Origin of the sequence: Pedobacter sp. KLB.chiD, assembly GCF_047040275.1 — a bacterium.
In the GTDB taxonomy this organism is placed as follows: Bacteria; Bacteroidota; Bacteroidia; order Sphingobacteriales; family Sphingobacteriaceae; genus Pedobacter.
The window spans coordinates 516,649-539,144 of the sequence record NZ_CP178207.1; the positions used below are offsets into that span (position 1 = coordinate 516,649).

Annotated in this window: 25 protein-coding genes; 11 read left to right on the forward strand and 14 right to left on the reverse strand. The window is 38.5% G+C overall.

Annotation, left to right across the window (positions count from 1 at the left end; genetic code table 11):
• Positions 1-987: a 6-phosphofructokinase gene (gene pfkA, locus ACK1I8_RS02110; protein WP_412467719.1), complete on the reverse strand. Its 987-nt coding sequence runs from the start codon at positions 985-987 to the stop codon at positions 1-3.
• Between the two features lie 111 nt (positions 988-1,098).
• Here pfkA and ACK1I8_RS02115 point away from each other — a divergent pair, with 111 nt between their 5' ends.
• Complete coding sequence (locus ACK1I8_RS02115) at positions 1,099-1,788, forward strand: NUDIX hydrolase (protein WP_335321305.1); 690 nt, start codon at positions 1,099-1,101, stop codon at positions 1,786-1,788.
• A 268-nt stretch (positions 1,789-2,056) separates the two neighbouring features.
• On the opposite strand, the gene ACK1I8_RS02120 is transcribed toward ACK1I8_RS02115, so the two are convergent.
• Positions 2,057-2,917, reverse strand: coding sequence for an N-acetylglucosamine kinase (locus ACK1I8_RS02120; protein ID WP_412467720.1), 861 nt, complete (start codon positions 2,915-2,917; stop codon positions 2,057-2,059).
• A gap of 219 nt (positions 2,918-3,136) precedes the next feature.
• On the opposite strand from ACK1I8_RS02120, the gene ACK1I8_RS02125 reads away from it, so the two are divergent.
• The 4 genes from ACK1I8_RS02125 to ACK1I8_RS02140 all read left to right on the forward strand — a co-directional run bounded on the left by ACK1I8_RS02125 (position 3,137) and on the right by ACK1I8_RS02140 (position 7,255).
• Positions 3,137-4,162 carry a threonine aldolase family protein gene (locus tag ACK1I8_RS02125; protein ID WP_412467721.1) on the forward strand — a complete coding sequence of 342 codons (1,026 nt, stop codon included), beginning with the start codon at positions 3,137-3,139 and terminating at the stop codon, positions 4,160-4,162.
• 103 nt (positions 4,163-4,265) lie between these two features.
• A complete protein-coding gene (gene accC, locus ACK1I8_RS02130) occupies positions 4,266-5,777 on the forward strand; it encodes an acetyl-CoA carboxylase biotin carboxylase subunit (protein ID WP_412467722.1) in 1,512 nt (503 codons plus the stop codon).
• A gap of 203 nt (positions 5,778-5,980) precedes the next feature.
• A complete protein-coding gene (locus tag ACK1I8_RS02135) occupies positions 5,981-6,565 on the forward strand; it encodes a riboflavin synthase (protein WP_412467723.1) in 585 nt (194 codons plus the stop codon).
• Between the two features lie 228 nt (positions 6,566-6,793).
• Complete coding sequence (locus ACK1I8_RS02140; RefSeq protein ID WP_412467724.1) at positions 6,794-7,255, forward strand: DUF4268 domain-containing protein; 462 nt, start codon at positions 6,794-6,796, stop codon at positions 7,253-7,255.
• Here the strand turns inward: ACK1I8_RS02140 and ACK1I8_RS02145 are convergent.
• Positions 7,252-8,403, reverse strand: coding sequence for a tetratricopeptide repeat protein (locus ACK1I8_RS02145; RefSeq protein ID WP_412467725.1), 1,152 nt, complete (start codon positions 8,401-8,403; stop codon positions 7,252-7,254). The genes ACK1I8_RS02140 and ACK1I8_RS02145 overlap by 4 nt on opposite strands.
• Before the next feature lie 130 nt (positions 8,404-8,533).
• Between ACK1I8_RS02145 and ACK1I8_RS02150 the strand changes: the two genes are divergently transcribed.
• The 4 genes from ACK1I8_RS02150 (at position 8,534) to ACK1I8_RS02165 (ending at position 10,688) form a co-directional block, all read left to right on the forward strand.
• Positions 8,534-8,830: a hypothetical protein gene (locus tag ACK1I8_RS02150; RefSeq protein ID WP_412467726.1), complete on the forward strand. Its 297-nt coding sequence runs from the start codon at positions 8,534-8,536 to the stop codon at positions 8,828-8,830.
• Positions 8,831-8,842: 12 nt separating this feature from the next.
• Positions 8,843-9,433 (forward strand): porin family protein, encoded by a 591-nt coding sequence (locus tag ACK1I8_RS02155; RefSeq protein WP_412467727.1) that lies wholly within the window; start codon positions 8,843-8,845, stop codon positions 9,431-9,433.
• Between the two features lie 188 nt (positions 9,434-9,621).
• Entirely contained in the window at positions 9,622-10,041 is a 420-nt protein-coding gene (locus tag ACK1I8_RS02160) for an organic hydroperoxide resistance protein (RefSeq protein ID WP_412467728.1), read from the forward strand.
• A 212-nt stretch (positions 10,042-10,253) separates the two neighbouring features.
• Entirely contained in the window at positions 10,254-10,688 is a 435-nt protein-coding gene (locus ACK1I8_RS02165; protein ID WP_412467729.1) for a MarR family winged helix-turn-helix transcriptional regulator, read from the forward strand.
• Positions 10,689-10,694: 6 nt separating this feature from the next.
• Here ACK1I8_RS02165 and ACK1I8_RS02170 read toward each other — a convergent pair whose 3' ends face one another.
• On the reverse strand, positions 10,695-11,621 hold the full coding sequence (locus ACK1I8_RS02170) for a YihY/virulence factor BrkB family protein (protein ID WP_412467730.1): 927 nt from the start codon (positions 11,619-11,621) through the stop codon (positions 10,695-10,697).
• 73 nt (positions 11,622-11,694) lie between these two features.
• Positions 11,695-12,093, reverse strand: coding sequence for an META domain-containing protein (locus ACK1I8_RS02175; RefSeq protein ID WP_412467731.1), 399 nt, complete (start codon positions 12,091-12,093; stop codon positions 11,695-11,697).
• 316 nt (positions 12,094-12,409) lie between these two features.
• On the opposite strand from ACK1I8_RS02175, the gene ACK1I8_RS02180 reads away from it, so the two are divergent.
• Complete coding sequence (locus tag ACK1I8_RS02180; protein WP_412467732.1) at positions 12,410-13,201, forward strand: hypothetical protein; 792 nt, start codon at positions 12,410-12,412, stop codon at positions 13,199-13,201.
• Positions 13,202-13,311: 110 nt separating this feature from the next.
• On the opposite strand, the gene ACK1I8_RS02185 is transcribed toward ACK1I8_RS02180, so the two are convergent.
• From ACK1I8_RS02185 to ACK1I8_RS02205, 5 genes are all read right to left on the reverse strand, one after another.
• Positions 13,312-13,920 carry an alpha-ketoglutarate-dependent dioxygenase AlkB family protein gene (locus tag ACK1I8_RS02185; protein WP_412467733.1) on the reverse strand — a complete coding sequence of 203 codons (609 nt, stop codon included), beginning with the start codon at positions 13,918-13,920 and terminating at the stop codon, positions 13,312-13,314.
• The gene (locus ACK1I8_RS02190; protein ID WP_412467734.1) at positions 13,896-14,144 is read right to left on the reverse strand and encodes an Ada metal-binding domain-containing protein; all 249 of its coding nucleotides are present in this window, start codon (positions 14,142-14,144) and stop codon (positions 13,896-13,898) included. The genes ACK1I8_RS02185 and ACK1I8_RS02190 overlap by 25 nt, the downstream gene beginning before the upstream one ends.
• Positions 14,137-14,988, reverse strand: a complete 852-nt coding sequence (locus tag ACK1I8_RS02195) for a methylated-DNA--[protein]-cysteine S-methyltransferase (protein WP_412467735.1) — start codon at positions 14,986-14,988, stop codon at positions 14,137-14,139. The genes ACK1I8_RS02190 and ACK1I8_RS02195 overlap by 8 nt, the downstream gene beginning before the upstream one ends.
• A 238-nt stretch (positions 14,989-15,226) precedes the next feature.
• The gene (locus ACK1I8_RS02200; protein ID WP_412467736.1) at positions 15,227-15,565 is read right to left on the reverse strand and encodes a n-acetylglutamate synthase; all 339 of its coding nucleotides are present in this window, start codon (positions 15,563-15,565) and stop codon (positions 15,227-15,229) included.
• A gap of 100 nt (positions 15,566-15,665) precedes the next feature.
• Positions 15,666-16,100 carry a hypothetical protein gene (locus ACK1I8_RS02205; protein WP_412467737.1) on the reverse strand — a complete coding sequence of 145 codons (435 nt, stop codon included), beginning with the start codon at positions 16,098-16,100 and terminating at the stop codon, positions 15,666-15,668.
• 159 nt (positions 16,101-16,259) lie between these two features.
• Here ACK1I8_RS02205 and ACK1I8_RS02210 point away from each other — a divergent pair, with 159 nt between their 5' ends.
• The gene (locus tag ACK1I8_RS02210) at positions 16,260-16,607 is read left to right on the forward strand and encodes a single-stranded DNA-binding protein (protein ID WP_412467738.1); all 348 of its coding nucleotides are present in this window, start codon (positions 16,260-16,262) and stop codon (positions 16,605-16,607) included.
• A 55-nt stretch (positions 16,608-16,662) separates the two neighbouring features.
• On the opposite strand, the gene ACK1I8_RS02215 is transcribed toward ACK1I8_RS02210, so the two are convergent.
• From ACK1I8_RS02215 to ACK1I8_RS02230, 4 genes are all read right to left on the reverse strand, one after another.
• Entirely contained in the window at positions 16,663-18,714 is a 2,052-nt protein-coding gene (locus ACK1I8_RS02215) for a TonB-dependent receptor (RefSeq protein ID WP_412467739.1), read from the reverse strand.
• Between the two features lie 79 nt (positions 18,715-18,793).
• Positions 18,794-20,113, reverse strand: coding sequence for a PQQ-dependent sugar dehydrogenase (locus ACK1I8_RS02220; protein WP_412467740.1), 1,320 nt, complete (start codon positions 20,111-20,113; stop codon positions 18,794-18,796).
• 186 nt (positions 20,114-20,299) lie between these two features.
• A complete protein-coding gene (locus ACK1I8_RS02225) occupies positions 20,300-20,872 on the reverse strand; it encodes a hypothetical protein (RefSeq protein WP_412467741.1) in 573 nt (190 codons plus the stop codon).
• A gap of 270 nt (positions 20,873-21,142) precedes the next feature.
• Positions 21,143-22,489 (reverse strand): ankyrin repeat domain-containing protein, encoded by a 1,347-nt coding sequence (locus ACK1I8_RS02230; RefSeq protein WP_412467742.1) that lies wholly within the window; start codon positions 22,487-22,489, stop codon positions 21,143-21,145.
• Between the last annotated feature and the right edge of the window lie 7 nt (positions 22,490-22,496).

Below are 22,496 nucleotides of genomic sequence, written 5' to 3' on the forward strand. Positions count from 1 at the left end.
TTATATTGAAAGTACTTCTGTCATTTCCATTAAATCGGGTTCGAGTTTAAAAGAATGAGCAGTTAGTGCCTCTCTTATGCTGGTTAATTTTATCTCGTTTCCTTTTAAACCTACCATTTGCTCCGTTTCGCCTGCAATTAACGCATTTACTGCCGCAAAACCTAAACGACTGCCCAAAATTCTGTCAAAACTGCTAGGACTTCCACCTCTTTGCAGGTGACCAAGAATGGTTACCTTGGTGTCGTAATGGTCAAAAGTTTCTTTTACTTTTTTAGCAATATCGTAAGCACCGCCTTGTTTATGGCCTTCGGCCACAATAACGATGCTTGATGATTTTTTAGTTGCTGCACCCAAGGCCAGTTTATCAATCAATTCGTTAACACTGGTTTCTCTTTCTGGTAACAATACCGCTTCTGCACCGCTGGCAATGGAACTTCTTAAGGCAATACAGCCAGAATCACGGCCCATTACCTCTACAAAAAACAAACGGTCGTGTGCATCGGCAGTATCCCTGATTTTATCAATCGCTTCAATTACGGTATTAATAGCGGTGTCATAACCTAAAGTAAAGTCGGATCCGACTAAATCGTTATCAATCGTTCCCGGTATACCAATTACCTTAACCCCGAATGTTTCTGAAAAACGTTTAGCCCCGGTAAATGTTCCGTCGCCTCCAATGACCACCAGTCCATCAATGTCGTTTTTCTTTAGGTTATTGTAGGCAATCTGCTGACCTTCATCTGTTTTGAATTCTAAACAGCGCGCAGTTTTTAAAATGGTACCGCCCAGGTGTAAAATATTACTTACAGAACGGGCGTCCATGGGTTTTATGTTGCCGGTTATTAAACCTTGGTAACCTTGCATTACCCCGAACATGTTAATGCCATGGTAAATTCCGGTACGAACAACAGCTCTGATTGCTGCATTCATTCCAGGGGCATCGCCTCCAGATGTTAATACTGCTATATTTTTTATATTTGGCTTCATCTTTATAACACGAATATAGTGTGTATTTTTTACACTAAGTAATTTATTTTATTTTTTTTACTTAATATTGAAAGTCATACCTTTATCTGCTTAAAATAACTAAATTTTACTTTGGAACAAATTTTACCTCATTTAGATTCCGTATTCTCGATAGATTGCGTTTTGTTTGGATTTGATGGTAAGGAATTAAAAATCCTGCTAATCGAAAGGAATGAAGAACCATTTAAAGATTGGTGGGCATTGCCCGGTAACATTGTTGGTCCTGATGAAAGTTTAGATCAATCGGCCTCTCGGATTTTGTACGAGCTTACCGGTTTGCGCGGCATTTATATGGAACAGTATTATGCTTTTGGTGATCCGAACAGGCACCCGCAGGGTAGGGTAATTACTTTGGCCTATTATGCTTTGATCCGTTTGGGCGGTGATAAGGAATTACGCCCGATCAGTACCTACGCCAAGCGGGCCAATTGGTTGCCGATTACCGATCTGCCAAAACTGGCTTTTGATCATCAGAAAATTTACGATAAAGGTTTAGAAAAAATAAAACGGCGGATTAAACACCAGCCTATCGCCTTCGAACTCCTGCCAGAGAAATTTACCTTAACACAGTTGCAGCATGTTTACGAGCTGGTGCTGGGTAAAAAACTCGATAAAAGGAACTTCAGAAAGAAAATTATCAGTTTTGGCGTGTTGAAGGAGCTTGATGAAAAACAAAAAGGTGTTTCCTATCGTGCAGCTACGTTGTACCGTTTTGATAAGCGTAAATACGCGAAGCTTTTTGGTAAGGAGATTTCGTTTTAGCGGGATGTGATAAGCGGCGGCGCTTTGCAGAGAGCGTTTGGCAGCCATCTAACTGAACCGGTAGTTATTGGGGTTATTTCAGAAACTATTTAAAAGGAAAGATACTGAAACACCCGTCCGGCAGGCAGTTCAGCATGACGATCGGATAAGGAAATGAGGCTAGAAATTGGTAATAAAAAAATCCCGGTTTGAATTTCAAACCGGGATTTTTATTGTTCTCTCCAGTTTCAGCACTGTTAACTCCAAACTGAAAACTCCCAACTCCGAACTAGGCTTTCGGGGCTAATTCTAAGTGGTAATGCACCAGGTCATCTATAGGCGAACGGATAATTTTGCCTACGCCCATTTCGTAACGGTCAGCCACAATACTTAAAATATCGCGGAAACTATAACCCACCGAACCCACACAATTTAATTTGTGGTCTTTATAGTTTGGATAGTGGATAACCAAAGCTTCGAAAAATGCGGTAAATGCATAATCGATAGTGCTGAAAGCATAATCTTCATAATTATCCTTAAAATCATATAAGAATTTACTAAAGCTTGCACAGAAACGGTTGGGCAATGGCTTATTATAAATATTATCAAAAATATCTTCGTTGGTTAAAGCATAATTATCATAAAAAGCTTCACGTAATCCTTTTGGCATATAACCTTTCATGTAATCGCTTAAAATGCGTTTGCCGATGTAGGAGCCGCTACCTTCATCACCTAAGAAATAACCCAAAGAGTCGATGTTCATGGTAATTTCAGTCCCGTCATAAAGGCATGAGTTTGTACCTGTGCCTAAAATAGCAGCAAATCCAGGCTCGTTTCCGAGAAGTGCTCTACATGAAGCAAGTAAATCATGGCCTACAAAGATGGATGCATTAGTGAAGACCTGTTGCATGGCATCGGATACAATCTTAACATTTGCAGGTGTAGAACAACCGGCACCGTAGTAATAAACCGCTGTCAATTTTTCTCTTTCCAGGTGGTCAGGAAGAGTCTCATTCAAAGACTTTACAATGTACTCTCCTTTTGAAAAATATGGATTGTAACCTTCGGTGTTAAAGTAAATTTTTCTGCCGGCCTCGTTAATCAAACACCAATTTGTTTTGGTAGATCCGCCGTCTGCAATTACTATCATTTTATTTATTTTTGGTTTTAGCACGATAAAAGTATAAAAAGTCTTATATTTTGTATTCTTTTTTTTAATAATTTTTTAACAATTTGTTGTTGCTGAAAATGAAGTGTGTAAAAAATACACTATATAAGGCGTGTAATCACCGAAAAACCTTAAAATTATACCGGAAAGGGCAATGGTCTTTTTTTTAACGTCAACAATATTTTACAACAAAATAGCGAAATGAACAAGCGATTTTTAGATTTTAGGAGTGATACGGTAACGAGGCCAACTGCCGGAATGTTAGACGCCATGATGAATGCAAAAGTGGGGGATGACGTTTTTGGTGAAGATGAAACGGTGCATGCTTTAGAGACCAAGCTGGCTTCAATTTTTAATATGGAATCCGGGCTTTTCTGCCCTTCCGGCACGATGACCAACCAGATTGCAATCAAGTGTTTTACCCAGCCCATGGATGAGGTGATCTGTGATCAGACTGCGCATGTTTATCGCTACGAAATTGGAGGCATTGCTTTCCACTCCGCCGCATCGGTAAGGCTATTGCATGGTGAGCGAGGAATCCTGACGCCTGAACTGATTGAGCCTGAAATTAATGAAGACAATATTCATTATCCTAATTCAAGTTTGGTTGTTTTGGAAAATACGGTAAATAAAGGTGGTGGAAGTTGTTATACCTTATCGCAGATTGCGCCAATTCATCATCTCTGTAACATTAAAGGATTAAAGCTGCATTTAGATGGGGCGCGTATTTTTAATGCACTGGTGGCTACAGGCGACCAGGCAAGCGATTACGGTAAATACTTCGATGGTATTTCGGTTTGTTTATCTAAAGGGCTCGGCGCTCCGGTGGGTTCAGTATTTTTAGGAAATAAACAAACGATCCATAAAGCACGCAAAATTAGAAAAGCTTTTGGCGGAGGCATGCGCCAGGCAGGTTTTTTGGCCGCAGCAGGTATTTATGCGCTCGATCATCATGTAACCCGTTTGAAAGACGATCATGTACATGCGCAGGCATTGGCCAATGCACTGGCCAGCACGAAATATGTAAAATCGGTAATGCCTGTTGAAACCAATATCGTTATTTTTGAAGTAGAAAAGGGATCAGCAGAGAAGATTGTACACCGTTTAAAGGAAAAAGGACTACATTGCAATACCACTAGTGCCAGCACCATCCGCTTAGTAACCCACCTTGATCTAACTGCCGAAATGATTGATCAGGCAATTGAAATTATATTACATTTGTATTAGTTGGAGGCCTGAAGACAGAAGTCCGATGTCAATAGTTTTATAATTCATGGTCAACAGTCAGGTAGTTCATTTACAATCTGCATATATACAAAGTCTAACCAAAATGCCCGAAAACTCCAAACTCCAAACCCCGATCTCCAAACTTCTAATCGCTAATCGTGGCGAAATTGCCTTACGTATTATGCGTTCAGCTAAGGAAATGGGAATTAAAACGGTTGCTGTTTTTTCTGAAGCAGATCGGAATGCATTGCATGTACGTTATGCCGATGAGGCGGTTTGTATTGGTCCGGCACCCTCTAACCAAAGTTATCTGGCCGGCGAAAAGATTATCAATGCTTGTAAACTAACCGGTGCTGAAGCCATTCATCCAGGTTATGGATTTTTATCAGAAAATGCCAGTTTTGCGCAGATGGTTGCTGATGCAGGGCTTATTCTGGTAGGTCCTTCTCCTCACGCGATGGAAACCATGGGCAACAAATTATCGGCAAAGGCCGCAGCGCTAAGATATCATATTCCTATGGTTCCCGGAACGGAAGAGGCTGTTCAGGATGTAGGCGAGGCAAAGCAGCGTGCCATCGAAGTCGGTTTCCCGATTTTAATCAAAGCTGCTGCAGGAGGAGGAGGTAAGGGAATGCGCATTGTAGAGCGGGCTGAAGATTTTGAAGAGCAGATGCAATTGGCGGTAAGCGAGGCTACCTCGGCATTTGGCGATGGTGCTGTTTTTATCGAACGTTATGTGACCTCCCCTAGGCACATTGAAATACAGGTTTTGGGCGATAGCCACGGCAATATTGTTCATCTGTTTGAGCGTGAATGTTCTGTGCAGCGCCGACATCAAAAAGTGGTTGAAGAAGCACCTTCAGCGGTGTTGACTGAAGAAATAAGACAAAAAATGGGCAAATGTGCGGTAGACGTGGCCCGTTCTGTAAATTATACCGGAGCAGGAACGGTAGAATTTATTTTAGATGAACATCTTAATTTCTTTTTTCTCGAAATGAATACCCGCCTGCAGGTAGAACATCCGGTAACCGAGCTGATTACCGGAATAGATCTGGTAAAAGAGCAGATCAAAATTGCTTCAGGAGAAAAATTGAGTTTTAGTCAGGATGACCTGAAAATAAGTGGTCACGCCATCGAACTGAGGGTTTATGCTGAAGACCCGGCCAATAATTTCCTGCCAGATATCGGCACTTTGCAAACATATCATACACCTAAAGGCAATGGTGTAAGGGTAGATGATGGTTTTGAGCAGGGGATGGAAATACCAATTTATTATGATCCAATGATTGCAAAACTAATCACTTATGGCAAAGACAGAGAAGAGGCTATGGTGCGAATGATTAGGGCTATTGATGAATATGATATTACCGGGATAGAAACTACGTTGGGTTTTGGTAAATTTGTAATGCAGCACGAGGCGTTTAAAACAGGTAATTTTGATACACACTTTGTAAGTAAATACTTTAAAGCGGAAAATTTAAAGAAACAGGATGAGACAGAAGCACTGATTGCTGCAGCAATTGCTGTAAAATTGTTTGATAAGAAAGAGGTGATATTGGGCGATAGCTTGATTAAAAATACGTCTGATTGGAGAAAGAATAGGTTAAAATATTAAGAAAAGTCCCGATGGAACCGTTTCGCTTAACTTCCGCCCGGCGGACGGGTGTTCAGCATCTTTTTTAGTAATAATTAAACCATCCATTGTATGGAATCGTCATTCCCGACTTGATCCGATAGGGATCTCAATGCCTTTAAAGCTTGTATTCGGCATTAAGATTCCCGCATGCGCGGGAATGACGGCCTTTAAATAAAAATAAAATGTTCACAGGAATTATAGAAACACTTGGCGAGGTTACTGCCATTAAAAACGATCATACCAATATTCACTTTACCATATCATCGGCCATCAGCCATGAGCTGAAAATTGACCAGAGCGTGGCCCATAATGGGGTGTGTTTAACGGTTGTAGCTTTAAATGACGGGACGCATACGGTTACCGCTATAGATGAAACTTTGAATAAAACCAATCTGGATGCGTTAAAAGTAGGCAGTAAAGTTAACCTTGAGCGCTGTATGCAGATGAATGCACGCTTAGATGGTCATATTGTGCAGGGCCATGTAGACCAGACCGCGGTTTGCGTGAAACGGGAAGAACTGGACGGTAGCTGGGAATATCGTTTTAAATATGATGCCAGTGCCGGAAACGTGACCGTAGAAAAGGGTTCTGCTTGTGTAAACGGGATTAGTTTAACGGTTGTAAATTCAGCTGACGACGAATTTTCGGTATTCATCATTCCTTATACCTTTGAACATACCAATTTACAGGAAGTTAATGTTGGGGATACGGTAAATTTAGAGTTCGATATTATCGGTAAATATGTAGCCCGGTTGATGAACCGGTAATTTATAGATAAAAAGGAAGAGATAGGTTCGGGTAGTGATCATTTTGAATACAAATATTAATCGCTTAATATTGCAGCCCGGTAAAGAGACATCGTTAATATTTTTTTACAGGAAATCGTCATTTCCAACTTGATTGGGAATCCTAAGGCGTTCGCTTTAAGATCCCCCGCCTGCGCGGGAATGACGATTTAGGGGATGTTGACGCAGCACCTCTTGATCTTAAGATAAATGTACAGTAAAGAAGAATCAGCGAGGTTACGCCAACAATTTTGGATCAGTTTCGGACAGTATATGAAACCTGTTCCATCAGTAAGTGGCTCTACCGTAAACTGGACCAATTATAAAACAGGAGTAAAGAATATTTTCTTTAAAATGGATGTGGACAATAAAAAAGCATTCATCAGCATACAGCTTTCACATCCTGATACCGATATCAGACACCTTATTTTCGAACAGTTTGAGGAATTTAAACTATTGTTTACTAATACAGTAAATGAAGAATGGGACTGGATCAAGGATGTAACCGATGATTTTGGTAAAACGGTATCTCAGATTTCAATCACCATTACTGGAGTAAGCATTTTTAATCAGCAGCATTGGCCAGAACTCATCTCTTTTTTTAAACCGAGAATAATTGCTCTGGACGAATTTTGGGACAATGTAAAACCGGTTTTCGAAGATCTGGTTTAATCGGCCAGGTTTAGCTGTGCGACACGATCTTTGACGAATTTAAGTTCTGCTTTATCATCTGTAACGCTGGGTTTGCTTTTCAGATAGAGGTTGTAGTATTTTAAGGCATTACCAGACTGTTTTAACTTGGTATCATAAAATACAGCCAGGCGATAATACAAGTTAGGGGCAGCATTAAATTGCAGCCCTTTTTTGTAAGCTGAATTGGCCTGGCTCAGTTGATTGTTTTCTTCGTAAACGAGGCCTAACAGCGCATAATAACTCGGTGTGTTGGGCGAAATAGCTTCTTCGATCGTCTTTTTCGTATAATTGGCGGCCTGCTGGTAGTTTTTTAAGGCCCGGTAACTTAATGCAGTATAATATAAAGTAGCTTCGTTTTGCATGGCGACTTTCTCCAGCAATTTAAAAAGATCAATCGCTTTCTGGTATTTTTTGGTGTAATAGTAGGCTTTGGCTACATCCTTTAATACACCGGCATCATCTCCGTCCTTTAATAACTTTTCGCCAGCTGCAATTACTTCAGTATATCTTTTTAACTGATTGGCTATAGGCAGTTTTTCCTTTTGCAGGATCAGATTGTCGCTATCGGCTTTACTGGCAATATCAAGGATCTGATAAGCTTTTTCGTAGGCTTGTTTTGTAGTATAAATGCCGGCAAGGTCTACAGCCACATCTCCTTCAGCAGGATTAATTTTATTGGCTTTTAGCAGGTAAAATAATTTAAGCGAATCGGTAGGGATGCGGTAAAGATTAGCCAGTAACTTGTACACACTAAAATTGTTAGAGTCAATTGCTACAATTTCACCATAGTATAACTTGGCTTTTTCCGTATTACCTCTTTTAGTATTAATACTGCCCAGGCTAAACAAAATGGAAAGATTTTTTGGTTGCAGGGTATATGCTTTGCTATAAAATTTTTCTGCTTCAACATTATTTCCTGCCATTAAAAAGCAATAACCCATTTGGCTAAGGATTTTAAAATCATTTACATCTTCACCATAAATACCTTTCAGGTACTGAGCAGCATCTGCATAACGTTGAGTTTGATAGAGGTCGAAAAGTTTCTCCTTGTCTACAGTTTTTGCTTCTTGTGCATAACTTGTTAAAGTTAAAATAACTGATCCTAATAGCGTAAATAGGTGCTTCATAATAAATAATTTTAAACTAAAATATTAGTTATTTTTGGTAGTTCCAAATTGTCAAGTAAAAAATGGAGAAACAAAACAAAAACTATACAAAGGGGTTTATAAAGAATAGTTTAACTTAAAATAAGAACCTATGAACACTTTAAAGAAGTTTGAATTAATGGAAAAGATCGTGCGTGAATTGGAAGATTTACAAAATTCTAAGCAGGCACTTATTCAGAAAATTGCAAAAATTGAAGTTGATAATATCGAATTGGGTGATAGCCGTCTGGAAAAGGATTTACCAGAAATTCATCAAAATTTGGCGGATAACTTAGATACTATTTCGGGAATTTTAGATTATTTTGCCGGTAAAACACAAAACTTTGGTGATAAAAACAATGTTGATGCTTTAAAAGAACAAGAAGCCATTAACAATGCCACCAGCTAAATTTAATCGGATATGAAATTTTTATCTTTAACCATTGCCTTTTTGCTAGGTGGCTTATTTGCCAGCGCACAGGTACTGCCATCATTCCAGCTAGGAGTTAAAGCTGGTGCAAATTTTTCGAAATTTGATAGTGAAAATACTTTTAACAGCAACAACCGAACTGGTTTTTATGGAGGCCTTTGGGCCAGGGTAGGGGCAGCCGGCGTTTATTTCCAACCTGAGCTTTATTTGTCAGGAAAAAAAACAGAACTGGTCAGCGAATCCACAGGAGAAGTAAATAAAGTACGTTTTACAAGTCTGGATGTGCCTTTATTGGTGGGAACAAAATTCGGTGCAGCTGGTGTCGGACTTCGTTTAAACACGGGCCCCATGTTCTCGCTGATATTAGATGAAAACCAAAGTTTTAGTCAGGCTGCAGGAAATGTTTTTCGTGCCGATTTTAAAAATCAGGCTTTGGCCTGGCAATTTGGCGCAGGGTTAGATCTTAAAAAACTAAGCTTTGATGCCCGTTACGAACTGGGGCTATCTAAGATTAATAAATCCGGTTATCCGGGTACCAAGCTGAATTTATTCACAATTGGTTTAGGTTATAGAATTTTGTAATAAAAATCAATTAAAACAGAAAGGTGTTCATTAAAAAATGAGCACCTTTTTTTATGCCGAAGATTTTGTTTTCACATTTTCAATAAACTTCCTCCGGATTGTAAAGATTAATTTGCTTTTTTAATAACGTTGCTTATATTTGTATCGTAAACGATATAATCGTTTACGATACAAATAAATTTAGAAATATGAAAACGTTATATGAAACAAGCGCTACAGTAACTGGCGGACGTAATGGAAAAATAACAAGTGAAAATGGTGTGTTAGAACTTGAAGTGAGAATGCCAAAAGAACTGGGCGGTACCGGCGATGGGTATACTAACCCGGAACAGCTTTTTGCTGCAGGTTATGCCGCTTGCTTTGACAGTGCATTAAACCTGGTGATGCATCAGGATAAAGTTAGATCCGAGCAGCCATCGTCAGTCAAAGCAAATGTATCGCTACATCCTGATGAAAAAGGCGGCTTCAAATTAGGGGTCTCGTTACAAGTGCATATCCCGGGAATAGAAACTACACAGGCTCAACAATTGGTAAATAAAGCACATGCGATATGTCCATACTCAAATGCGACACGTGGTAATATTGATGTTAAATTAGAAGTAATTTAATTACTGAAACCATCATGGGCCGCTTGGTAAGTGGAGTGCCGCTCCGGTCATGGTGTTACCACGTAAATTCTTCGGGTGAGAAATCTTCAACATGGCTAGAAGATTTCTCTGCCTTTTCCAGCTAAAATAACAACCATATTTTTGCATTGAACAGCAAATTCCGGAGAAAATGATTTATTTAGCTAAGATTTTATGATGAAAGAAAATAGGCGATGGAAATAGATGAGTCTTTGAAACTGGAAAATCAGTTGTGTTTTCCGCTTTATGCTGCTTCGAGGTTAGTAACCAAATGTTATCAGCCTGTGCTCGATACTTTAGGAATAACTTATCCGCAATATCTGGTCTTAATGGTATTGTGGGAAAATAACTCAGTTAATTTAAGCCTGCTTTCTGAAAAGTTGATGCTGCAATCGAATACCTTAACTCCATTGCTTAAGCGGATGCAGGAAACCGGTCTTGTAAAACGTGTTAGATCGTTACAAGATGAGCGGAGTATCGTCATATCGCTTACAGAAAAGGGAATGGCATTAAAGGAAAAAGCGCCGGCTTTACGGGCCCAACTTGGAGCGCAAATGCAGATAAGCTCAGAAGAAAGTTTGCAACTCAAAAGCTTGCTTGATAAACTGATTCAGAACCTGGCTGTTTAACGCTATTTAATTATCTTCCTTTTCCTGTCCAACTTCGGTCAACTCATAAGCAAAGGACCCATTTTTCGGAACAATAGGGGTGGCACGTCCAACGCTTAATGCTTTTATAAATGAAGCTCCAAAATAGAATATCAATGAAGAGTAGAATACAAAAAGCATAATAACGATAATTGATCCCGCTGATCCGTAAATGTTGCTGATATTGCTCAACGGCAATAAAATCCTTAAAATATATTTTCCTGCTGTAAATAGGCATCCGGTTAACAAGCCTCCCGAAATAGCTGCCCGCCAGGTTGGACGGCCATTGGTTAGATACCTGAAAAGTATGGTGAACCAGGTAGTTACAATGATGACGAAAACCAATTGATTGATAATTGAGGTTAAAATTAAACCAAATGATGGAGCGCCGTTTTTAAGAAATGCACCAATATAGGCCTGCACACTATCGGCCAGTAGGCCGATAAAAAATAATATTCCTGCAAATAAAATAATGGTCACAGATATGGCTCTTGATTTAAGGGTATTAATAATTCCTTTTTTATCTTTCTGACCTATATTCCAGATCTGTTCCAGGGAATTTTTAATCACATTAAATAGCGTAGTCGCAACAAAAAGGAAAAATATAAAACTAAACAAAGTAACATACCACGCCTGATCGATTCCCCGGATGTTTTTTAACGTAGTTCTGATCTGTAAAATACTTTCATTGTCCAGAATACTCGCTAAACGTTCAAAAAGATGTGTTGCCAATAACCTTCTGTCGGTAAACATGCCGAAAAGCCTGATCAGGATGATCAATATTGGAGGTAAAGCGAAATTGGTAAAAAAAGCAGTAGCACCTGCCAAACGTAAAGGATCATTCTGCTGAAATAAGTTAAATGCTTTTCTTATGGTAGAGAAAAAAAACTTCAGATCTTGTATTATCGATGGCATTATTCCTGCGTTAAACTCAAAAGGCCGAAAATAGTAAAAATACTTTGTCCGGCCTTTTATGATTTTAAAGATTTTAGTTTGTTTTAGTGAAAACCATCAACGTTTTATCACCATTTAACAGATGTAGCTTATTATCTGTTATTTTAGCGCTATTAACCTGATTTAGGGCATGTAGATAGGCACGCTCGGCCGCATCGGTTTCCTGACAAAACATTTTTGTGCTAAAAACATTCTTAACGGTTATTTTATTGTCTGCTATTGCTGCCTGTCCGCCATAACTGTTGCAGAACGATTTTCCGCTGATTTTAAGGCTATCGGCAAAATTCAGGGTTGCTTTTGCGGTTGAGGGTAGGGTTAATCCTGGCAGCGATGTTAATTCCCATTTGGTATTGGTAAAGCTTGATGGATCTAATTTCTCTTTGCATGCACTCAATAGTAAGAGTATTATTCCACAGTAGATGAGGTTTTTCATAATAAAAAGTTTATATCATTTACTTTTTAATATCAAAAACTAAACCAATAAATTAATATAAAGTTATGTAAGATGTGATATGGAATACGGATGATGGTGTAATCCTGCGATATTCTGTGAGATTTACGGTAGACCGATCTAAACTTGTTCGCAGACCATGTTTTTTTGATCCAGGAACTATTTTCTGCATAGTGGATGAAATGTCTTAAAATACCCTACAATCAAACTTTTAACTTTAACTGGTAATTTTCTGGTGATTTTATAATAGAAAAGCAATAAAGGTTTTAAATTAGCGCGAAATATAAATAGCTATAACATGAAAATTACGCTTTATGCAATCTTACTTTCCGTTGTTTTATTTGGCTGCGGAGGCAATTTGGAAAAAACCTTTAAAGCACGCGCATTTTCTGCAAGTGATGATTTTAATGTATTCCCAAAATCGAAAAAAGACATATTAATTATAGTGAAAACTGATTCAGGAAAACTAGCTGCCGACGATCGTTTTAGCATTAAATCTAAGGATACAGCCATTGTTATAGATGACGCACCAAATGCTGAAACAAAGAAATTTAAGGTTGCTTCTTTTATCAATACGCAGAAGACAGCGGTATTGGTTCAGGGGGACAATGGTAAGGGCAAAATGGATCCTTTTTATATCGTTTACGTAAATGGCGGAAAAACAGATGTGGTAAGCTTGAACAAGCCATCAAAAGGTGCTGAAGATAAAAAATATACAAACGGATTGGAAGAGTTAACCAGAAGTAATTTATTGGTGAACAACGATTTTTTCATCACTACAATCAATTCAAGGGTTTACCCGATCAAACGTCAGAAAGAGGATGAACGTATCCAGGGGAAATTTTTTATGTATTCGAGCGATAAAACAACTTTGGTGTTTTTAACCGCTAATTCTTTATACCAGGTAAATACAGCGACGGGCGAAACCTTTAATCTTCCTTTGCCGGCGGCTTTAATCAATCAACCTGAAACACTTGTTGGCAATATCCAGAGAGATTATACCTGGGTGGCAAATGCAAACGGAACATCATTTTTAAAGAAAAATGCTGATGATGACCGTATTGTAGACATTAGTGAGTTTAAACGTTAAGGTTTTGTAGTGTTATTGGCAACGATTATACCAGGTCTTAAACTAAAGTGTAATAGCCACGACTTGATCTGACAGTTGGTTAGTTTTACTAATTGTCAGATTCCATTAACCTAAACCACCATTGTTCTAAAAGTGAGGTTTATCCTCGGGCTATTTACTTTTTTGCTTGTCGGTAACCTGTGCAACCAGTTGGTTTGTGTTTGATCCTTCATCACCAGTAAACTTCCATGTTCTAAAAATAGGGTCACCGTTTCTTTAGATTTTTTATGTCTGAATAAAAATCTTCGCTCTGCACCGAAGCTTAATGATGCAATGGCAGAATCTTTTGCCAAGTCCTTTTCATCATCACTATGGTAAGCCATGCCTTCATCGCCATTGTGGTATAAATTAAGTAAGCAGGAGTTAAATGTTGTGCCTGCTTGTTCTTCTGAGATCTTTTTCAATTCCATTAATTCTTTTGTCCATGGTAAGGCTGTTTTCGATTTATTAGAATAGGTATAAGAATAAGCTTCATCTCCGTACCAGGCTACTTTTCTTTTAGTGATGATGTGTTTGCCCATGATAAAAGCTTCGTCGTTCTTCCATTCAATCGTTTTCATCAGCACATCAAAATAATGATCGGCGGCTGATTGCCGGAATATTTTGCCATAATAATTTACAGTTCCATCATAGGGAAGCAGGTTTTGATCACTGTCTATTTTGGTGTCGAATAAATCCATTGTTTGTATATTGTTTTCAAGCAATGTCCGCAGGGGCGATAGCCCATGTTGATTGCTTCTTTTTCAGAACGGAAAAATACCCGGTTTTCTTTCTTCATCCGCTTTCCCGATCTACATTTGAGTAGTCCGTAAATTTTCAATCGGGCATTTCCGCCCAGGCAAATATCTTTGTTTTTGAAATACTTTTTGAACGCTTCAGTTGAAATATTGATATGTTTAATCATGTGCGCTAAAGTTGGTTTTTGCTGCTTCCCAACCAATCATGGCTGTTTTTCGGTTTACTCCCCAGTGGTAACCGCCCAAAGCACCGCTTGATTGTATTACCCGATGGCAGGGAATGAGAAAAGCCACCGGATTCTCGCCAATGGCCGTACCCACCGCTCTTGATGCATTTGAGTTCTGCAGTTGTTTGGCGATGTTTCCGTAAGTGGCTAATTTACCCATAGGGATTTTCAATAAGGCTTCCCAAACTTTTAACTGAAAGTCAGATCCTTTTAAATGCAGTTTAATCTGATGCAGTTTGCTCCAATCGTGACCGAAAATATATAAAGCATTTTGTTGTTCTTTATCCAAGATCTGCTGGTATTGAGCCGCAGGGAACTGGCGTTGCAGATTTGTTAGAGCAGTATTTTCGTCGTCATAAAAAGCGATATGGCAGATTCCTTTTAAGGTACTGGCTACAATAATGTTCCCAAATGGGCTTTTCGCAAAACTATAATTGATACAAAGGTTTCCGCCGCCGTTTTTATATTCGCCAGGTGTCATTCCTTCAATATTTACAAAAAGATCGTGTAGCCTGCTGGTACCCGACAAGCCGGTTGCTAATGCGGTATCAAATAAACTTTGGTTTTCTTTCAGCATTTCTTTTGCGTAACCAATGCTGATATATTGTAAAAAACGTTTAGGGGTAGTGCCTGCCCATTCACTAAATAATCTCTGGAAATGAAAGGGACTTAAGTTTACTCGCTCTGCAATTTCTTCTAAACCAGGCTGATTTTTAAAATTCTCCCTGATATAACTTATGGCTTCAGCTATGCGGTTGAAATTGATTTCTTCTTGTGCTTTCATGGTGTTACTAATTGATATTCAAAAGTAGTTTTTAAAGAAAAGGCAAACTACCCGAAACTTGCTAAGTTTAACCGGATTTTGGCTCCATGTACCTGACTTTCATTTACATTCTGAAGATCAATTTTGATCATCCTGCAAGTTACATACTCAATTATGGTTAGCACTATAGATGATATCTGATTTTTTAAGCGGCATATTGGGTTTCACCACTTGGTAGCAGGTTTATCATTAATCAAGCCTATTGCTCTTCAATAATAGATTGTCCTTTCGATTGATCTCCAGATGTCCATTGCCAGGTTTCATAGAGTCTGATTTTGCCATTGGCCAGTTGCTCTGGCTTCGAGTTACATATCCCGGTCATTAATTCACCCTGTTTGTTAATTTGGTGATAGCGCATTTCGATGTTTCCATCATGATCTACCAGACCAATCAAATGGCCATAGATAATATTTCCACCTTCGTATTCGGCGGTCAGGATATTTCCGCTTTGCCTGTATCTGAAAATGGTTTCATTTGATGTTTCGCCATTTTCCGTATTGTGTACAGGTTTAAAAAGCTTATTGTTATAATTGATCATAGGTTGATAAAACTAAACATCTCCGCCCGAATAAAAAAATCCTTAAACTTGTCCTTTGTTGCTTTAAGTCTTAATGAAAATTAAAGCTTTTCAAACGAAGTTAACCCAAGCTTTCTTCTCTTTTTACCAAGAGGTAGTCATCTTGATTTAGGATTAGATAGCCAAATTCATAACAGAAAATATAAGTGTTACCGTTTTGGGTTTTGTAACTTGAAGTATGGAATTTAAAGTTAAAGCCTGCCGAAACCAGCTTTTTACCGGTAACCTTTGTTTTGCCTGTTGGATTTAGCGCAGCAAGAACAGCACGATTTTTTTTGAGTATGTTATTTACCCTTTTTATTAGGAGATTATCCTGATTATTGATGCGATTGTTATAATTGCTGCGGCAAGAATCATCGCAGTATTTTTTATCAGCCCTACCTCTTATCGGACTTCCGCAGTCTAAACATAAACGTTCCATAATAATTGCTTTTTTTATTATGGGATGATGATCTAATATATGAAATAAAAAAATGAATAAAAAATAAAGTGCCATAATGATGCTTAAGAATACATTATCCGTTTATAAACGTTTATAAACGGATATAAATGTTTACTACCCGACTAATTTTTGATGCTGTTTGCAATTTTGTCCTGTCGGTTATCGAGGTGATGACTGTTCGTTAAACATTTAGAAACTTAAAATTTAGAAATTATGGAAAGTGCAGTTAACAAAGTAGTATTGAGCGGATTTGCAGGAGCAGATGCAGAAGTTAAAAATTTTGGAAGTCAAAAGTTAGCAAGGGTTAACCTGGCTATAAACGAAAACTACAGAAATTCATCAGGAGAGGAAATAAAAAGAGTACAATGGTTTAATTTAATTTTCTGGAATTCAAAAGCAGAGCTTGCCGAGGCTCAGGTTAAAAAGGGTACAGCTTTAACAGTTGAAGGCAGGTTACAAACCAATACTTATGATGGTGCAGACGGGAAAAAGCGCTATGCAATCGAAATAGTTGTTGGCGATATCGTGATTAAAGAGAGAGAAAAGAAAGAGGCCTTTTAGCTGATACAAAAACCGCATCATATAGGTGAACAATCTATATGGTGCGATTTAATGATTAGAATTTGACAGAAAGGCCGGTATAAAAATTAATGCTTGTGGCTGGATTAAAGTATCTTCCATTTGCTGCATTTAAATCGTTGCCTAAACTATATGGTACATTGAGTAGATTGTTTACTCCTGCAAACAGGTCTAAGTGGATTTTATTGATGCTTAGATTTCTGACACCTAATTTGCTTTCAACCAAATGATAACTTTTTGCGAAAACAGTATTGGCATCATTCAAAGGAATTGAAGAAGTATAATTATGTTGCAGAAACAGGTAAATTCCTTTCGTAAAGTTAAATTCTAAACTATTAATCAGAACGTTTTCCGGAACCCCTGTAAGTTTATTGCCATCAAACATGTTAGCGCCACTTGTAAAATTTTCAAATCTGAAGTGGCTATACGTATAATTAGTCCTCCATTGTAAAGCTGTTAAAAAGGAAGGGTTGTCTCTAATTATCCAAATGGCAGTTTCCAATTCAATTCCTTGTTGGCTGGTGCTTCCGGCATTAGTGAAGTATTCGGTGTCGTTTTGGTTCAACCTTCTAACAATAGCATCTTTCAGATGGTAATTAAATAGGTTACCGGTAGCATAAAAACGGTTGTTTTTGGTTTTATAACGTAAACCCAATTCATAGTTCCAGCCAAATTCTGCCTGCAGGTTATTATTGATATTGTTATCTGACGCCCTGACTTCTGCAATTGTTGGTGGAGAATAGCCTTTACTGATCGAAGCCCTGGCCGAAAAATCAGAAGTGATGAGATAGGATGCTGCTGCCTTTGGCATAAACCGGGCATCGAATTTTCTTTGTTTTGAGGCCACAACAATGGGAAAATAACTCTCGTAATCATATCTGTAAAAATTTAAACTCGAAGCAAGTTCGATCAGAAATTTATTATTGATATCGAAATTTAACCTAAAATAAGCAAAATCCTGAGCCGCCTTCAATCGGTCTGAAGCCTGCATCCCAATCGCTTCACCACCATTGTTATTAAAGTTTTTAATCTGGCTTTTGGTACCCGAACTTTCTAAACCAACTTGAGCGTTAAATTTTAAATCTTGTTTTATCTGATCATATTCTAAAAATGTTCTTAAGCCAAGTGTACTTTCATAACGCTGTTCATAATTGGTAATAAAAGGATTTCTAAAGTCGGTATAAGTGGTAAATAAAGCAATAACGTGCTTCAACCGCTGGCTGATCTGATAGGAATTAGATATTCCTCCGAAAATGGTTTTATTGTAAATAGCGGCTTGCTGCGAAATGGCTCCGGGTAATGTTGGTGTTGCCGGGCGCGCCAGTTTAGGATCCTGATCTAATTGTGCAGCTGTTAATCCACCCGGTGTTTGGTATTTTAAGTCGCTGTAAAAAGCAAAAGCCTTTAAAGTACCGTGATTGCTGTAATTCCATTGTTGTGAGGTCTGCAGGTATTTTCTGTTCATTGCACTGTTTTGTCGATAGCCATCACTTCTCTGATAGCCTTCGCTAAAACTAAAACTGTATTTTTTATATTGCTGTTTGATGGATGCCGTTTGATGGAAGAGACCGTAAGAACCGCCTGTTACTGAAAAATTAATTTCATTGTGGTTTGTGATAGGCGTGTTAATCAAAATAGCACCACCTGTATTTGCTCCAAAGATATTGGCTTCCGGACCCTTATAGATTTCCATTGTACCTATGGCAGATGCATCCAGAGCATTTAAATACGTATTTCCACCTGCGTCTGTTAACGGAAAATCATCAATATAAATTTTAATGTTTCGTATGCCAAAAGGCGAGCGGAGTAAACTGCCGCGGAGCGATAGGCGATAGCTCCCTGGCGAACGTTCTTCCATACGTACCCCGGGTACGGTATTTAACATACTCACTATTGAACTGTTCGGTTGGTTTTTTATTAAGCTGCTATCTATCAGATTTACAGCTGATACTGATCTTAGTAAAGTTTGGCGGTTATAATAACCTTTTACAGTAATGTCTTCGAGCTTTTTGATCGAATCTGTTTTGATGGTCTGGGAGAAGGCCGTAGAAAAAAGTAGGGCAAACAGTAAGGTAAATTTAGATTTCAAAATGAAAAAGGGTTAGTATTAAGCCACAGGTTAGCAAATAAAATTACTGCATATTCTGCTAATCTGTGGCTAATTTAAATTATTTCGCCGCTACTTTCCAGATTACACCGCTAACGTCGTCCGTCACCAATAAAGCGCCTTCAGGTGTTAGGGTAACACTAACAGGGCGGCCATATACTTCTGCCTTATCCTGGTCAGCGATAAAACCAGTTAAAAAATCTTCTGGTTTTCCAATGGGTTTCCCATCTTTAAAAGGTACAAAAGCCACCTTATAACCGGAAATAGCCGATCGGTTCCAAGAGCCGTGTTGACCTATAAACGCACCTCCCTGATATTTCTGAGGAAACTTTTTGCCCTTGTAGAATGCCAACCCCAAAGATGCGGTATGTGCGCCAACCGCAACGTCAGGTGCAATGGCTTTTTTAACCATTTCGGGATTTTGCCCTTTTAACCGGGGATCTTCATTTTGACCATAGTAGGAGTATGGCCAGCCGTAAAATGCACCTTGTTTAACACTCGTGATATAATCTGGAACCAGGTCGTCGCCTAATCCGTCGCGTTCGTTAACCGCTGTCCACAACATATTGGTTGATGGCGCCCAATCTATTCCGACAGGATTTCGCAACCCACTGGCATAAATTTTTTCGCCACTGCCATCGGGATTGATTTCTAATATATTGGCTCTCCTTACCTCATTTTCCATTCCATTTTCGCCTATATTACTACCTGATCCAACGGTTACGTAAATTTTGCTTTGATCGGCATTGGCAATGAGGTTTCTTGTCCAGTGGTTGTTATAACCACCTGCCGGAAGACTCAGGATTTTTTTGCCTGTCGCAGTTATTTTCGTGTCGCCTGTTTGATATGGGTATTGCCAGATGCCATCAGTATTGGCTACATAGAACGAATTGCCGATGACTAGCATGCCGAATGGTTGGTTCAGGCCATTTAAAAAGGTAGTAACCAATTCGGGTTTACCATCTTTATTTTCATCGCGGTAGAGAAGAATGGTATTGGCACTTTTTCCTGGTACTTCTGATTTTGCTTTACCTGTTACCGTATTGGCCACTGCTTCAACGGCGCTTCTTTCTGAATTGGAGAGTGCGACCAATATATCGCCATTTGGCGTGATGTAGGTATTGCGTGGGCTTTTAATGTTTGCAGCAAATTTCGTAACCACAAAACCTTCAGGCGCAACAGGTGTTTTACCATCAGGCCAGCCAATTACCTTACTGAATTTATTTTTAGCAGCATTGGTATCAGGAGCAGGTAAATCTACTGCTCCGGTTTTGGTGGTTACAGTGGTATCGTTTCCTTGTTTTTCTGATTTGGTATTGGATTGACATCCGAATAGCAGAGCAGTGGATAGTAGTGATGCGTAAAAAATCTTATTTTTCATGTTAACCGGTTTTTGATTAAGAATTTATCTCAAAAAATATAACATCAAAAACGGATAGAAGTTTTAACACCGATATTCCAGCTGTTCATTTGAAAACTTTTAATCAAAAATGAATTATCGTATTTCACCTAATCTGAGTTGAAACAGGTTAAATTCGTTTAACCCGGTATGTCGATTTTTTAGACGTTATCTGACCAAATTCTCCCGTAATTTCGTTTCGATATCTTTGGCATTTAAGATCAGTGCAGAAAACTGGGGGTCTGATTTTACCAATAAAAATTTTCCGTTAGGAAGGATAATGGCTGAGGTTCCGCAGGAAGTGGCCTCTTTAAACAATAATTTTCTTAGAAAACCCGAATCAGTTTCTATTTCCAGACCCTTCGATTTAATAGGGCTAAAACTTTCTCCTTCTTCACGGTATTGATAAATGGCAACTTTTGGTCTGGCCTCGGCTTTTTCCTGAATATTTTTTTGAAAGGCCCATCTTACATTGTTTAGGAATTCTGCATTCTGGTAGCTAAGGGCATTCCAGCAGGGGTCATTATTAAAATCATACTTAATAATGACGGTATCTTTTAATGTGAGCCTTTCGTTTTGTTTTAAAAAAGTATGCAGCGAATCGATCTGTGTATCAGATAATGTACCCGCCTGGTAACGTTTATTTTCATCAACATACAATTTCGGAGAACAAGCATATATCAAGGCTGAAAGAAAGAAAAGAGCAAATCCCTGGAGATTGATTCTAGAGGTAGGTTTCATTGGTGTGAGCATTACATTAAATTATTGAATAAATTTAGAACTAAAAATTTATCCGACAATAATTTTAGCAGATTAATCATTTTCATTAACGCCAATCCAAAGTAGAGAGTATAGTAGTAAATCGTCGTTCTCAACTCGATTGTGAATCGTAACGCAAGACCCTATGCACAGGAATTAGGATCTATCACCGCCTGGAATTCCTAAAGAAACCATGATGTGAAATATTTTACACGATAAATGAATTCATACAATAACTTCCTGGTGATTAACTCAACTTTTCAAAATCTTCGCTTTTTCCGCATCAAATTCTTCCTGTGATAAAATTCCGGCATCTAATAGCTCCTTTAAATCCAATAAAGCCTGCTTTTTTTTTGCCATATCGTTTTTTGGAGTCTCCATATTGTTTTCTGTTGATCCGATTTTTGTAGCCTGCACTTTTGAATGAGCTGCGGGACCATACTTCAATAAGAACTCGGTAATTTCATTAAAGCCTTTAATATTCGAATAATCAATCGCCTTTTGCTCTTTTACATTTACGATGGAAGGATCTGCAGATTTTTCGAGCAAAAATTTAACGGCATCTTTTTTTCCATTCGCTGCGGCATAATGTAATGCTGTATTTCCGCTTTCATCCTGAATATTTACGTTCGCACCCTTTTCTATCAGCAGCTTTAACATGCTTAAATGTCCACTTTTCGCAGCTACATGTAACATGCTTTCGCCCCCGTAGTTGTAATTATTATCAAAAGAGAAACTGGCCGAAATAGAAATGTTGTTAGCCGTTTCTACCCATTCCAGATACGAATACATGGAATCATCATTACCGGAAAGTGGCCTGGTATAATTTACATCTACACCATTGGTCAAAAATAAATCGACAATTTCTTTTTGGTTATTGGCACAGGCATACCAGATTGGCGATAAACCATTTTTAGAAGATACAAAAACATCGGCGCCTTTTTCTACTAATGTTCTGGTCAGCATTCGGTTAGCATCGTAACAGGCAAGCAATAATGCCGATTCACCAGCATGGTTAACATGGTTGATGTTGGCGCCCTGATCAATCAACAGCTCAACCATGGGGTTATTTTTAGATTTAACCGCAAAAATTAGCGGCGAATCTCCATTTTTGTTGGTGGTGTTGATATTGGCACCAAAATTCAGCAGTTTTTGAACAACCTCTTTATTTCTCCAGGCTGATGCAATAAGCAGGGGTGTCTCTGCCTCGTTATTCTCATTGTCAACATCTAAACCCTTATCCAATAACTTTTCCAAAACTTCAATCTGTCCGTTTTGGGCGGTTAAATGTAGTAAACTATTGCCTTTTAGGTCTTTAATATCAATTTTTGCACCTTTATCCAATAAATAGAGCGCTGTTTGTTTCTGTTTTTGCAGGCAGGCAAAATAAAAAGGGGTTTCTCCGTTATGATCTTCATAATCCAGATCTGCATCGCGTTCAATTAACACCTTTACCAGATCTAAATATCCATGATGTGCAGCATAATGCAATGCTGTTCGGCCTTTCTCATCCGTATAACCCACCTCTACTTCATTATTGGTCAATAACAGTTCGGCTATTTTTCGTTTGCCGCTTTCGCATGCAATAATAAATGACATTGACATA